The sequence below is a fragment of the Vibrio sp. SS-MA-C1-2 genome (assembly GCF_021513135.1).
Taxonomy (GTDB): domain Bacteria; phylum Pseudomonadota; class Gammaproteobacteria; order Enterobacterales; family Vibrionaceae.
Genome location: NZ_CP090981.1, coordinates 540,961 through 554,917, shown reverse-complemented (window position 1 = coordinate 554,917; position 13,957 = coordinate 540,961). Strand labels below are relative to the sequence as shown.

The 13,957-nt window shown below is 41.1% G+C and carries 11 protein-coding genes and 1 pseudogene; 5 read left to right on the top strand and 7 right to left on the bottom strand.

Translation table 11 applies throughout. From position 1 onward, the window contains the following. Window positions 1–160: 160 nt before the first annotated feature. The 4 genes and pseudogenes from yidC to rpmH all read right to left on the bottom strand — a co-directional run bounded on the left by yidC (window position 161) and on the right by rpmH (window position 2,511). Window positions 161–1,771 carry a membrane protein insertase YidC gene (gene yidC / locus L0B53_RS07110; RefSeq protein WP_235061443.1) on the bottom strand — a complete coding sequence of 537 codons (1,611 nt, stop codon included), beginning with the start codon at window positions 1,769–1,771 and terminating at the stop codon, window positions 161–163. A gap of 2 nt (window positions 1,772–1,773) precedes the next feature. Continuing rightward, complete coding sequence (yidD, locus tag L0B53_RS07105) at window positions 1,774–2,034, bottom strand: membrane protein insertion efficiency factor YidD (RefSeq protein WP_235061442.1); 261 nt, start codon at window positions 2,032–2,034, stop codon at window positions 1,774–1,776. Next, window positions 2,001–2,323, bottom strand: a pseudogene (rnpA, locus tag L0B53_RS07100) (ribonuclease P protein component). The gene yidD and the pseudogene rnpA overlap by 34 nt, the downstream one beginning before the upstream one ends. A gap of 53 nt (window positions 2,324–2,376) precedes the next feature. Further along, window positions 2,377–2,511 (bottom strand): 50S ribosomal protein L34, encoded by a 135-nt coding sequence (gene rpmH / locus L0B53_RS07095; protein WP_235061441.1) that lies wholly within the window; start codon window positions 2,509–2,511, stop codon window positions 2,377–2,379. 497 nt (window positions 2,512–3,008) lie between these two features. Between rpmH and dnaA the strand changes: the two genes are divergently transcribed. Genes dnaA through gyrB form a run of 4 tightly spaced genes read left to right on the top strand, consistent with a single transcriptional unit; the run spans window position 3,009 to window position 9,050 of the window. Further along, on the top strand, window positions 3,009–4,409 hold the full coding sequence (dnaA, locus tag L0B53_RS07090) for a chromosomal replication initiator protein DnaA (RefSeq protein WP_235061440.1): 1,401 nt from the start codon (window positions 3,009–3,011) through the stop codon (window positions 4,407–4,409). A 2-nt stretch (window positions 4,410–4,411) separates the two neighbouring features. After that, complete coding sequence (dnaN, locus tag L0B53_RS07085) at window positions 4,412–5,512, top strand: DNA polymerase III subunit beta (protein ID WP_235061439.1); 1,101 nt, start codon at window positions 4,412–4,414, stop codon at window positions 5,510–5,512. A gap of 18 nt (window positions 5,513–5,530) precedes the next feature. Continuing rightward, a complete protein-coding gene (gene recF, locus L0B53_RS07080; protein WP_235061438.1) occupies window positions 5,531–6,625 on the top strand; it encodes a DNA replication/repair protein RecF in 1,095 nt (364 codons plus the stop codon). A gap of 4 nt (window positions 6,626–6,629) precedes the next feature. Further along, on the top strand, window positions 6,630–9,050 hold the full coding sequence (gene gyrB / locus L0B53_RS07075; protein WP_235061437.1) for a DNA topoisomerase (ATP-hydrolyzing) subunit B: 2,421 nt from the start codon (window positions 6,630–6,632) through the stop codon (window positions 9,048–9,050). Window positions 9,051–9,218: 168 nt separating this feature from the next. On the opposite strand, the gene glyS is transcribed toward gyrB, so the two are convergent. From glyS to tusA, 3 genes are all read right to left on the bottom strand, one after another. After that, on the bottom strand, window positions 9,219–11,285 hold the full coding sequence (gene glyS, locus L0B53_RS07070; RefSeq protein WP_235061436.1) for a glycine--tRNA ligase subunit beta: 2,067 nt from the start codon (window positions 11,283–11,285) through the stop codon (window positions 9,219–9,221). Between the two features lies 1 nt (window position 11,286). Beyond that, on the bottom strand, window positions 11,287–12,204 hold the full coding sequence (glyQ, locus tag L0B53_RS07065) for a glycine--tRNA ligase subunit alpha (protein WP_235062193.1): 918 nt from the start codon (window positions 12,202–12,204) through the stop codon (window positions 11,287–11,289). A gap of 242 nt (window positions 12,205–12,446) precedes the next feature. Continuing rightward, entirely contained in the window at window positions 12,447–12,689 is a 243-nt protein-coding gene (gene tusA, locus L0B53_RS07060) for a sulfurtransferase TusA (protein WP_235061435.1), read from the bottom strand. A gap of 267 nt (window positions 12,690–12,956) precedes the next feature. On the opposite strand from tusA, the gene L0B53_RS07055 reads away from it, so the two are divergent. Then, complete coding sequence (locus L0B53_RS07055) at window positions 12,957–13,880, top strand: LysR family transcriptional regulator (protein WP_235061434.1); 924 nt, start codon at window positions 12,957–12,959, stop codon at window positions 13,878–13,880. The last annotated feature ends 77 nt before the right edge of the window (window positions 13,881–13,957 follow it).

The following is a 13,957-nucleotide window of genomic DNA, read 5'->3' as shown; positions in this document are numbered from 1 at the left end:
TGTTGATTGCGTGTATTCGCCTACTAGCAACTTCAATGACGTTAGGTATATTTCAGAATATAAATCGTAATGAAAGTGTAAAGTAAAACCACAAAAACAACAAAGGCGACATGACGTCGCCTTTGTATTTTTACAGCTCTAGCTGCCTAGCAAAGTAAAATTATGATTTACTATGTAAGCCTTTTTTCTCTAAAGAGCGATAAATTAGCGTCTGCTGAATTAAGCTCACAATGTTAGAGAATAGATAGTAAAGAACCAATCCTGATGGGAAGAACAGGAAGAAGAACGAGAACATGACTGGCATGAATGTCATGATCTTCTGCTGCATTGGATCTGTTACTGTTGTTGGGCTCATTTTCTGAATCATGAACATTGAGATACCCATTAATACTGGAAGTATGTAGTACGGGTCTTGTGCTGATAAATCAGTAATCCAGCCAACAAATGGTGCATGACGTAGCTCAACAGATTCCATTAATGCCCAGTAAAGTGCAATGAAGATCGGCATCTGTAGAACGATAGGTAAACAACCGCCTAATGGATTAACTTTTTCTTTCTTATACAGTGCCATCATTTCTTGGCTCATACGCTGACGGTCATCGCCAATACGCTCACGCATCTCTTGCAACTTAGGTTGCAACATACGCATTTTAGCCATTGAAGTGTACTGTGCTTTTGTTAGTGGGAACATAGCACCACGAACAATAAACGTTAAGATGATAATTGACACACCCCAGTTACTCACAAAACCATGGATAAAGTCTAGTAGCGAGTGCAGTGGTTTAGCGATGAACCATAACCAACCATAATCAACACTTAAGTCTAGGTTGTTTGCCGTTGCTGCCATCTGATCTTGTAGTTTAGGACCTGTCCACAATGTTGCTTCAATGCTTGTCGTTTGACCCGCTGCAATTGTGGTTGGGGCCATACGAACACCAATATAGCCTTGACCGTTAGATGTACGCGTATATAGGTTGCTCTCTGCATCGCCACGAGGGATCCAAGCTGAAGCAAAGTAGTGTTGTAGCATCGCTGCCCAACCTTCTTTTAAGCTGATAGAAAGGTTTTTATCTTCCATATCGCTATAGCTGTACTTCTTATAACGCGTGTCATCACTTGAGTAAGCGCCGCCATTATAAGTCGGCATCGTTAGTGAGCTGCCTTTGCTATCAATATTCTGCTTTAGCTGTGCATACATTTGAACTGTTGCTGATGCTGAAGATTGGTTATCGATAGTGTATTTAACGTCAACTGCATAGCTACCACGTTTGATGATAAACGTTTTAGTATAGTTAATGCCGTCTTTGCTATAAGTTAGTGGAACAGAGATCTGGTCTTTATCGCCTAAATCAAACTCTTTTGCAGAAACTGTGTAGTTAGCACGACCAGCATTTGTATCGATACCGTTAGCACCAATCAGTCCACTTTGTGCGATATAGTTATGAGTTGGGCCACCATCAAGTAAAACGAAAGGTTCATCAGAGCCTTTTGTTAATGGGTACTGTAATAATTTAGATGTAAGAACATCACCACCAACAGTATCGATAGTTAGTGATAAAACATCAGAATTAATGGTAATTAGATTACCTGATGTACTTGTTGTGGTAATTGGCTGTGAGTCTTGACCGGTATGGTTAGGAACTTCGCCATTAATTGTTTGAGTTTGCTCTGCTGTTTGAGTTTGCGGGTTTTTATCTGCTTGCCATTGTTGAAATAGCAAGAAAGATACGAACAGCAGTGCAATCAATAGAATTTTACGTTGGGATTCCATTGTTAGTGATCTCTGTTTTTAGGGTGCTTAGGTGGAGGAACCGGGTCAAACCCGCCTGTGTTTAAAGGATGGCATTTTAGTAGACGTTTGGAGAAAAGCCAACCACCTTTTAATACACCATGCATTTTTATGGCTTCGATCGCATATTGAGAGCAAGTTGGGGTGAATCGACAGCGTGGCCCGATAAGAGGACTAATAAAAAGTTGATAGCCTCGAACGAGCTTTATCGCTATCCACGCGAAAGGCGAATTAGACGACGCCATAACTTATCCAATAATTGAGTTAGCTCCTCATTAGATAGCTCATTGGCACTTTTTTTAGCAATAACGACAAAATCTTTATTAGGGAGTTTGTGTTGTTGATGACGAAAGCTTTCACGTGTAAGACGTTTAAAGCGATTTCTATCAACAGCTAATTTTATCTGCTTTTTAGGTACAGCCAAACCTAGACGCGAATGATCTAGTTGGTTTTCCTTAGCAAGGATAGTCAAGTGGGGAGAGCCAGCACGTTGAGGTTGCTGGAAGACTTTTTGAAATGCTCGGGAGTTAACAGACGTAACTCCCGAGAAAAAGCTAGCTTAATCACACAAATATTCTTTGTTGAGATTATTTAGACAGCTGCTGACGGCCTTTTGCTCGGCGTGCAGCTAGTACTTTACGACCATTCTTAGTCGCCATGCGCGCACGGAAGCCGTGAGAGCGCTTGCGCTTCAGAACAGAAGGTTGAAAAGTGCGTTTCATGATATCTACCTTAATGTACTGATCAGTAATTTTTTTAAATATGATGTGAACGAAAATATTCAGCACCCTTTAAAAAAGAGGCGGAATTGTAATCATTGCTGCTACTAGAGTCAAATCAAACTTGCATTAAATAGCCACATCGGGCGCGAATTATACATTCTTATCGATTTGGAGCAAGGATCTTATAAGATCAAATCTGATAAAAAGCCATTTTTATTGGAATTAGTTGTTTTTTTAACCAGCTATTTATTAATTTAAACTAATTAATATTTTTATTTTCTTAATGATTGCCGCTAAAATTAACAGTAGAAAAGTGTGATGTTTATAAAAATGTGGGTAAATAAGGACAATTATTGAAGATCCAATCCTTGTCTGTGCATTTTATGTGAATAACTTTGATCAAAAAGTCCATTTTAATGATCTTCTTGCTGGTGATCTTTAGCTGACAAGTATAGAATTGATTCCCTTTTTAAAATATTGATATGGTGGAGCCTTACGTGTCATCTTCGCTTTGGTTGCAGTGTCTTCAACGTCTTCAGGATGAGTTATCCGCAACAGAATTTAGTATGTGGGTTCGTCCGCTACAAGCGGAGCTTAATGATAAGACTTTGACGCTATTCGCTCCTAACCGGTTTGTACTTGATTGGGTTAGGGATAAGTATTTAGATAATATTAACCGTTTACTGAATGAATTCTGTGGTAACGATATCCCGTTACTCCGTTTTGAGGTGGGCAGTAAACCGGTATCTATTCCTGTTAGACCTGAAGTGCCTCAAGATATTCCTAGGTCTAATCAAAACATGAGTCGTAATCAGGCACCAGCCCAAGTACCAAGCTGGTATCAGGAGGAGAGTGCCCCACGTCCTTCTATTCCTCATCGTTCTAACGTTAATCCGAAGCATCAATTTGTTAATTTTGTTGAAGGTAAGTCGAACCAACTTGGCTTAGCTGCAGCGCGTCAGGTTTCTGATAATCCAGGGGCTGCATATAATCCATTGTTTCTTTATGGTGGAACCGGTTTAGGTAAAACACACTTACTTCATGCTGTTGGTAATGCGATTATGGAGCGTAAACCAGATGCTTGCGTGGTCTATATGCATTCTGAACGTTTTGTACAAGATATGGTAAAAGCATTACAAAATAACGCCATTGAAGAGTTCAAACGTTACTATCGTAGTGTCGATGCGTTATTGATCGATGATATTCAGTTTTTTGCTAATAAAGAGCGCTCTCAAGAAGAATTTTTCCATACCTTTAACGCACTTTTAGAGGGTAATCAGCAGATTATATTAACCTCGGATCGTTATCCTAAAGAGATCAATGGGGTTGAGGATCGTCTTAAATCTCGCTTTGGTTGGGGATTAACGGTGGCGATCGAACCGCCTGAATTAGAAACTCGAGTGGCGATCCTAATGAAAAAGGCTGAGGATCATGCAATTCGTCTGCCTGATGAAGTGGCATTTTTTATTGCGAAACGATTAAGATCGAATGTTCGAGAACTTGAAGGTGCATTAAACCGTGTTATCGCCAATGCTAACTTTACAGGACGCGCAATTACGATTGATTTTGTTCGTGAAGCGTTGCGAGATTTATTAGCACTGCAAGAAAAGCTAGTTACCATCGATAATATCCAGAAAACTGTCGCTGAATATTATAAAATTAAGATGGCTGATTTATTATCAAAGCGTCGTTCTCGATCTGTTGCTCGCCCCCGTCAAATGGCGATGGCCTTGTCGAAAGAGTTAACTAACCATAGCTTGCCTGAAATTGGGGATGCATTTGGTGGTCGAGATCATACAACGGTACTTCATGCTTGTCGCAAAATCGCTCAATTACGAGAAGAGAGTCACGACATCAAAGAAGATTATTCCAACTTAATTAGAACATTATCATCTTAAATATGAAATTTACTGTCGCACGCGAAAAATTATTAAAACCTCTTCAACAGGTCTCTGGCGCTCTTGGTGGTCGACCTGCATTGCCTATTTTAGGTAATCTATTGATGGTGGTAAAAGAGGGCACGCTCTCCTTAACTGGCACCGATCTAGAAGTTGAACTTGTCGGCCATATTGAACTGGAAGGTGAATACCAAGACGGTGCTACCACGGTTCCTGCAAGAAAGTTTCTTGATATCTGTCGAGGTCTTTCTGATAGCGCAGATATTGCCATCGTATTAGAAGATTCTCGTCTTCTTATTCGCTCTGGCCGAAGCCGTTACTCATTAACGACGTTACCGGCGACAGATTTTCCTAATGTTGAAGAGTGGGAGAGTATTGTTGAGTTTCCTGTCTCTCAAAACCAATTACGCCGCTTAATTGATTCCACACAGTTTTCAATGGCGCATCAAGATGTTCGTTATTTTTTAAATGGTATGCTGTTTGAAACCGAAGGCGACTGTTTACGCGCGGTTTCTACTGATGGTCACCGAATGGCCGTTGCTCATACTAACCTTGAAAGTGAAGTACCATCACAGCAAGTTATTTTGCCTCGTAAAGGGGTGCTTGAATTAGTTCGTCTGTTAGATAATGCTGATGCGATGATTACCCTGCAAATTGGTCATTCAAATTTAAGGGCTGTCGTTAATAACTTCACATTTACCTCTAAATTAGTCGATGGTCGTTTCCCAGACTATCGCCGAGTTGTTCCACAAAATACCAATAAACAGCTAATTGCAGGTTGTGAAGAGCTAAAAAAAGCCTTTTCTCGTGCAGCTATCCTGTCGAATGAGAAGTTTCGTGGTATTCGTCTTAATGTTTCAGAGCATCAATTACGTATTACCGCCAACAACCCAGAGCAAGAAGAAGCCGAAGAGTTTTTAGATATTGAATACCAAGGTGATGAATTAGAGATTGGTTTTAACGTCAATTATGTTTTAGATGTCTTAAATACGCTAAAATGTGACAAAGTACAGCTATCCTTAAGTGATGCAAACACCAGTACTTTGATTGAAGACTGTGATAACGATGATGCGCTTTATGTCGTTATGCCGATCCGTTTATAATCTCTACTTGAGTATCAAATGGCATTAACACGGCTACTGATTAAAGATTTTCGCAATATTGAGAGCTGTGATTTAGCGTTTTCTTCTCAATTTAACTTCTTAGTTGGGGCGAATGGCAGCGGAAAAACCAGTGTTCTTGAAGCCATTTACTACCTTGGACATGGTCGCTCTTTTCGTAGCCAGCTAACTAATCGTGTGATTCGTCATCAACAACCTGAGTTTATTCTTCATGGTAAAATGAGTGATCAACAGCAAGGTGAATTTCCAATTGGAATTCGTCGTGCTCGTGACGGAAGTACCGATGTTAAGTTAGGTGGTGAGAAAGGGCAGAAAATAGCGCAATTGGCTCAAGTTCTACCTTTACAGTTGATAACACCTGAAGGTTTCTCACTATTAACTGGCGGCCCTAAATTTAGGCGTGCATTTGTTGATTGGGGGGTGTTCCATGCTGAGCCTAGGTTCTATACTATATGGAGTCGGATTAAACGGTTAAATAAACAACGTAATGCGTTATTAAAAACCGGCACTCAATATAACCAATTAAAGTATTGGGATGATCAACTAGCGCCACTGGCTGAGCAAATATCTGTGTGGCGACAAGAGTATGTGGAAACCCTAAAAATTAAGGTATTGGAGCTGTGCCAAGCTTTTTTACCGGAAATAGAGCTCTCTTTAAGCTTCTCAAGAGGTTGGGATAAAGAGAGTGACTATCTTACTTATTTACAATCTGGTTTTGAGCGAGACCAACAGCTAGGGTATACCTTTGGTGGTCCGCATAAATCAGACTTAAAGATTAAAGTAGCAGGTATGCCTGTTGAAGATGTGTTATCTCGTGGACAGCTTAAATTATTAGTTTGTGCTCTTCGTTTAGCTCAAGGACTACACTTGACAGAGATAACCGGTAAGCAGTGTATTTACCTATTAGATGATTTTGCTTCTGAGCTTGATAATCATAAACGAGAACTGTTAGCCAGCGAGCTAAAGCAGATTCAAGCGCAAGTATTTGTTAGCTGTATCTCTTCTGATCATGTATCTGAAATGAATATAGAAAATAGCAAGATGTTTCACGTGGAACATGGCAAAATAGACCAAGGATTTTTAAAGCGAGAGTAACTCAATGTCCAATAATTATGATTCATCGAGTATCAAGGTCTTAAAAGGACTAGATGCCGTTCGTAAACGTCCGGGTATGTATATCGGCGACACAGATGATGGTACTGGTTTACACCATATGGTTTTTGAGGTTGTTGATAACTCTATCGACGAAGCTCTTGCTGGTCACTGTACAGATATCATCGTCACCATTCATGAAGATAACTCCGTATCTGTTCAAGATGACGGTCGTGGTATTCCGACGGATATTCACCCTGAAGAAGGGGTCTCTGCAGCTGAAGTTATTATGACGGTACTCCATGCTGGTGGTAAGTTTGATGATAACTCTTATAAAGTATCTGGCGGTTTGCACGGCGTTGGTGTTTCTGTTGTTAATGCCTTATCAAATAAGCTTGAGCTGACGATTAAACGCAATGGTGAAAAATTCCAGCAGTATTACTCACTGGGTGATCCACAAGCGCCACTTGCACCGATTGGTGAAATAGGTGATGAAACAGGTACCGCTATCCGTTTCTGGCCAAGTGAAGAGATCTTCTCTGATGTCACTTTCCATTACGAGATTTTAGCTAAGCGTTTAAGAGAGCTCTCTTTCTTAAACTCTGGCGTTTCTATCCGTTTAGTTGATAAGCGTGAAGAAGATAAGCAAGATCACTTCCAGTACCAAGGTGGTATTCAAGCGTTTGTTGAGCATCTAAACCGCAATAAAACGCCTATTCACCAAAAGATTTTCCATTTTAATACTGAGCGTGAAGATGGCATCAGTGTTGAAGTTGCTCTGCAGTGGAATGATGGTTTCCAAGAGGGAATTTACTGTTTTACCAATAATATTCCTCAGCGTGATGGTGGTTCTCACTTAGCGGGCTTCCGTTCAGCATTAACCCGTACTCTTAATTCTTTTATGGATAAAGAAGGGTTCTCGAAGAAAGCCAAAGCATCGACGTCAGGTGATGATGCGCGTGAAGGTTTGGTTGCCGTTGTGTCGGTCAAAGTGCCCGATCCTAAGTTCTCAAGTCAGACCAAAGATAAGTTAGTTTCATCAGAAGTGAAGCCTGCGGTTGAATCAACCATGGGTGAAAAATTGAGTGAGTTCCTATTAGAGAACCCAGGTGAAGCGAAGATTGTTTGTGGCAAAATTATTGATGCAGCCCGTGCTCGTGAAGCAGCTCGTAAAGCACGTGAAATGACACGTCGTAAAGGTGCATTAGATTTAGCAGGTCTTCCTGGTAAGCTTGCTGATTGTCAGGAAAAAGATCCTGCACTCTCTGAACTCTATATTGTGGAAGGGGACTCTGCTGGCGGATCAGCCAAGCAGGGGCGTAACCGTAAAAACCAAGCTATCTTGCCGTTAAAAGGTAAGATCCTAAATGTTGAAAAAGCGCGTTTTGATAAGATGCTCTCTTCACAAGAAGTGGCAACCTTAATCACCGCATTAGGTTGTGGTATTGGTCGTGATGAGTACAACCCAGATAAGCTTCGTTACCATAATATTATTATTATGACCGATGCCGATGTCGATGGTTCTCACATCCGTACGCTACTGTTGACTTTCTTTTATCGTCAAATGCCAGAGCTGATTGAACGTGGCTATATCTATATTGCACAGCCACCGCTTTACAAAGTGAAAAAAGGTAAGCAAGAGCAGTATATTAAAGATGATGAAGCGATGCTTGAATACCAAGTCGCTTTAGCTCTTGATAATGCATCACTGTTTGTTAATCCGGATGCTCCAGCACTATCTGGTACGGCTTTAGAGTCTCTAGTGACTCAATTTAATGCGACTAACAAACTGATTGAACGTATGTCTCGTCACTACCCATTAGCGATTCTGAATCAGCTAGCCAAATTACAGCGTGTAACGGCTGAAATGCTGGACGATAAAGATCAGATGAATGAGTGGACTAAAGCGCTGAGTGAACGATTGGTTGAGTCTCAAAGTGGTGAAAGTCACTACAGTTATGAGATTGCATTCAATGAAGAGAAGAATATCTACTTACCGAAGATTTTAGTTCGTACCCACGGTGTAGAGTATGAACACCTATTAAGCGGTGACTTCTTCCACTCAAGTGAGTACAACAAGGTGGCTTCTCTTGCTGAAGCGCTTGATGGCTTACTTGAAGAAGGTTCTTTTGTACAACGTGGTGAGCGTAAACAATCGGTCGCTAACTTTGATGATGCTGTTGCATGGCTGATTAAAGAGAGTAGTCGTGGTGTTTACCGTCAGCGTTATAAAGGACTGGGTGAGATGAACCCTGATCAATTATGGGAAACCACAATGGATCCAGAATCTCGTCGTATGATGCAGGTTACGATTAACGATGCGGTTGCAGCTGATGAGCTATTCTCAACCTTAATGGGTGATCAAGTAGAACCTCGCCGTAACTTTATCGAGCAAAATGCACTTCGTGTAGAAAACTTAGACGTTTAATCTAGTTTTTATCACAATAAAGAAATTAAAAAGATCGCTCTGGCGGTCTTTTTTTATACCGGCTATTTAACTATGTATTCTCCTTTAACTCAAAAATAGTCATAAAAAAGCCCAATGATAATATCTATCATTGGGCTCGATTTTCTCAGCATGTTTTCTTGTTAAAGATTATTTCTGTAGTAGAGAAATATCGGCAACATTTAAGAACTGCTCTCGAAGCTGGTTTAATAGCGTTAGACGGTTAGTTTTTACCGCTAAATCGTCTGCCATTACCATCACGTTATCAAAGAAAGCATCAACGTCGTTACGTAACTCAGAAAGTAGAGTGAGTGCTTGCTGATAATCGCCTGTTGTAAATAGTGGCTCTAGTTGAGCAACTTTTTCTGCAACGCTTGCTGCTAATTTGATCTCTTCGGCTTCAGTTAATAGAGAAGTATCAACTTGAGAAGATAATTCACCATCAAATTTCGCTAAGATATTACCAACTCGCTTATTGGCTGCGGCTAATGATTCTGCTGCCTCTAACTCTCTGAAGTGAGAAACGGCTTTAACACGCTTATCAAAATCAGATGGTTTAGTTGGACGACGAGAAAGTACCGCTTGAATTACATCAACACTGAAATTCTGATCTTGGTACCAAGCGCGGAATCGACCTAACATAAAGTCAATCACATCAGCTTCAACATTTTTGTTAGTCAGTTTGTCACCGAATAACGTTTTTGCTTTTGCGATAAGGTCAATCAGATCTAACTTGTATTCGTTTTCAACGATAATACGTAGTACACCTAATGCAGCACGACGTAGTGCAAAAGGATCTGACCCCTTCGGTGCTTGACCAATACCAAAGATACCGACTAAAGTATCGATCTTATCTGCCATAGCCACCGCTGATGATACCGCTGTAGAAGGTAAGTCATCACCCGCAAAACGAGGCATATACTGCTCGTTTAGTGCTAATGCAACTTCTTCTGCTTCACCATCATGACGTGCATAATGCATGCCCATCACGCCTTGAGTATCGGTGAATTCAAAGACCATTGACGTCATTAAATCACATTTTGCTAGTAAACCTGCGCGTTGTGATTTCTCAACATCTGCACCAATTTGCTCAGCAATATAACCAGCAAGCTCAGTTATACGATCAGTTTTATCTTTAATTGTGCCAAGTTGTTTCTGGAAGATCGCTGTCTCTAGCTCAGGTAGACGATCAACCAGTGGGCGCTTACGGTCAGTATTAAAGAAGAACTCTGCATCGGCAAGACGAGGACGTACAACTTTCTCGTTACCCTCGATAACTTGACGAGGATCTTTCGATTCAATGTTCGAAACAAAGATAAACTTAGGCACTAGATTGCCTTCTGCATCATAAACCGGGAAGTATTTCTGATCCCCTTTCATGGTGTAGACCAGTGCTTCAGAAGGAACGGTTAAGAACTCAGGTTCGAATGAAGCCGTTAGAACAACTGGCCATTCAACCAACGATGTCACTTCTTCAACTAATTCATCTTCAAGGTCAGCAATACCACCGACAGCATCTGCTGCTTTTTTAGAATCAGCAAGAATGATCGCTTTACGCGCTTCATAATCCGCCATCACTTTACCGCGTTGCTCTAAAAGCTCTGGGTATTGATCAGCGCTGTCGATTGTAAATTCAGGTTCGCCCATAAAGCGGTGACCACGAATTACACGATCAGAAGCAACACCTAAAATAGTTCCTTCGATCAGTTGCTCACCGAAAAGAACAGTTAGCGTTTTCACTGGACGAATAAATTGTGTCTCTTTATCGCCCCAGCGCATCGGCTTAGGAATTGGCAAGTTAGCAAGGGCTGTCGCTGCAATATCAATCACAAGATCTTGAACGGGCTTACCTTTCACTTCTTGTTTGAATAGTAACCACTCACCTTTGTCTGTTTTTAGACGGTCAGCATCAGCAATATCGATACCATTACCACGAGCCCAGCCTAGTGCTGCTTTCGTCGGTTGGCCTTCTGCATCAAATGCGGCGCTAATTGCAGGTCCACGTTTTTCAACGACTTTGTCTGCTTGGCCTTCTGCTAGATCAGCAATTTTAATCGCAAGGCGACGAGGAGAGGCGTACCACTTAACATCACCATATTCGACATTTGCACTGTCTAAACCTGCGGTAAAATTAGCAGCAAAGGCTTCAGCTAGTGTACGTAGTGATTTTGGTGGTAACTCTTCAGTACCCAGTTCAATTAAGAAATTCTTCGCCATCTTACTTCTCCTGTTTATCTTTACACATTGGGAAACCTAGGGCTTCACGTGATGCATAGTAAGCTTCCGCAACCGCTTTGGTTAGGTTACGAATACGCAGGATATAGCGTTGACGCTCAGTGACTGAAATCGCTTTACGTGCATCTAATAAGTTAAATGCATGACCGGCTTTTAGAATGCGTTCATAAGCAGGAAGAGAAAGCGGAGTTTCTAATTCAAGTAGCTCTTTACACTCTTTTTCACACTGATCGAAGAAGGTCAGTAGGAAATCAACATCAGCATGTTCAAAGTTGTAAGTTGACTGCTCAACTTCATTTTGATGGAAAATATCGCCGTAAGTCACTCGACCAAGAGGACCATCCGTCCAAACTAAGTCGTAAACAGAATCAACACCCTGGATATACATCGCAAGACGCTCGATACCGTAAGTAATTTCACCGGTTACTGGTTTACATTCTAGGCCGCCAACTTGCTGGAAGTAAGTAAACTGAGTCACTTCCATGCCGTTTAGCCAAACTTCCCAACCTAGACCCCATGCGCCTAATGTTGGATTCTCCCAGTTATCTTCAACGAAACGAATATCGTGGACAAGAGGATCAACACCTAGTACTTCTAATGAGCCTAGGTAAAGCTCTTGGATATTATCCGGTGATGGTTTGATGATCACCTGGAACTGATAATAGTGTTGTAGTCGGTTAGGGTTCTCACCATAACGACCATCTGTTGGACGACGAGATGGCTGAACATAAGCTGCAGCAATAGGCTCAGGACCTAGTGCTCTCAGACATGTCATAGGATGAGAGGTGCCAGCACCAACCTCCATATCTAGAGGTTGAACAATAGTACAACCCTGTTGGGCCCAATAATCCTGCAGCGCGAGGATCATGCCTTGAAACGTTTTAATATCGAATTTTTGCATCATTAGGTTCGCGAAATGGTGTGTGGTTAATAAATTTTTTATGTAACTAACGAGTATACCTTGCTCGGTGACAATGGAGTAGTAGAAGGGCTAAATAATCGACTAAAATAGTGAGAGAATAGTGATTTGAACGCTATTTTATCGTTATATTGCCAACTTTAGATAAATGCTGGAAAAAAACTAGCGCTCTCAGCTAAAAGAGTCATCAATTTTGGGGAATCATACTTAGCTCTTTGAAGCAATTAAGCGCCTTTTTGGATCAAAAACTGAAAAGGTGATGTTTCAACCTGAGAATCAATTAATGTGTGATCCATAAAACGACAGAAACTTGGAATATCTCGGACTGTTGAAGGATCATCTGCAGTGATTAATAATGTTTCACCATCTGTCATTTTACGGACTGTTTTTCGTACCATCATCACAGGTTCCGGACAGCGGAGTCCAATAGCATCTAAAGTTTGAGTTGGTTCTGAGTTTAAGCTCATTGTGTCACCGTCGGTAAAGTGGAGTCATAAAGACAATATAATACGGATTCTTGCCCGAGATTTAAACCATCGTTAATATATATCCTAAAATCGTTTGATATTACGATGTATCTCTTTCTTACTTGAAGTTGCTCGGTTGTTGGCTGAGAATACCTATACTTATGGGCACCCTCATTGGCCGCCTACTAGCAACTCCAACTACTTTGGGTGTAGAGATCATTGACGAAACCGTTCAAATAAAATCGATTTAATCAAAAAGAGGGAAAGATGGATATAGAAGAGGTTTATCGTAAAGACTTGAACCTGCTGGTGGCATTAAAAGTGCTTCTAGAAGAGAACAGTGTGACAGCGGCGGCGTATCGACTTAATTTAAGTCAATCTGCGATGAGCCGAGTGTTGTCTCGACTGCGTACTCTATTATCCGATCCGATATTTACCCGTCAAGGGAGTCAGTTAGTTCCAACAGAAAAGGCGTTACTTCTGAGTCAGCAACTCAATGAACCATTAGAAGCATTGCGCACGTTATTAACGCCCAATACTTTTGCACCTGAATCCTGTGAAGATTTCTTTACGATTGCAGCTAGTGATTATGCGATCCAAACTATTTTACCAATCGCATTAAAAGAGATTTATCAGCAAGCACCACATATATCGTTACGTTTTATCCCTTTGCAGCAAGAGCGGATGCTAGAACAGTTAACTCACGATAAAGTTGATATGGCAGTTTGTCACCCTATTGGTGATATATCTCCGCTTCAGCGTCTTAGTTTAGGGGAGGTTGGTGTACTCTGTTTGGTCGCAAAAGACCATCCATTGGTAGATGAACCAATTACGATTGAGAGTTACCTATCTTTACCTCAAGCAATGATCGCAATTAGTGATGGAGTCAAACAACAGATAGATAATCATTTTCTCGATCAGAAACCGCGCCTTATGTTGCGAGCCTCTTACCTTGAAGCCGCCATGGCGTTAGTGGATAAAATGCCTTTGATTATTACTGTCCCTGCTGATTTAGCCTATCTTTATGCGGAGCGTTATCAGCTTGTGATAAAAGCTTTACCGATAGATTTTAAACCGTTCGATTATTCACTGCTTTGGCACCCGAGAAGTGAGCACTCTGCTCCTCATATTTGGTTGCGGGAGTTAATTCAAAAGTTGTGTAGTGAAATGATAGAACAAGGACGATATTAATGACTAGGTTCTCTCTTTGATGCTCAAAATAAAAAAGCGAACCTCAGGCTCGCTTTTTATTTATAGATCTTAAGTTA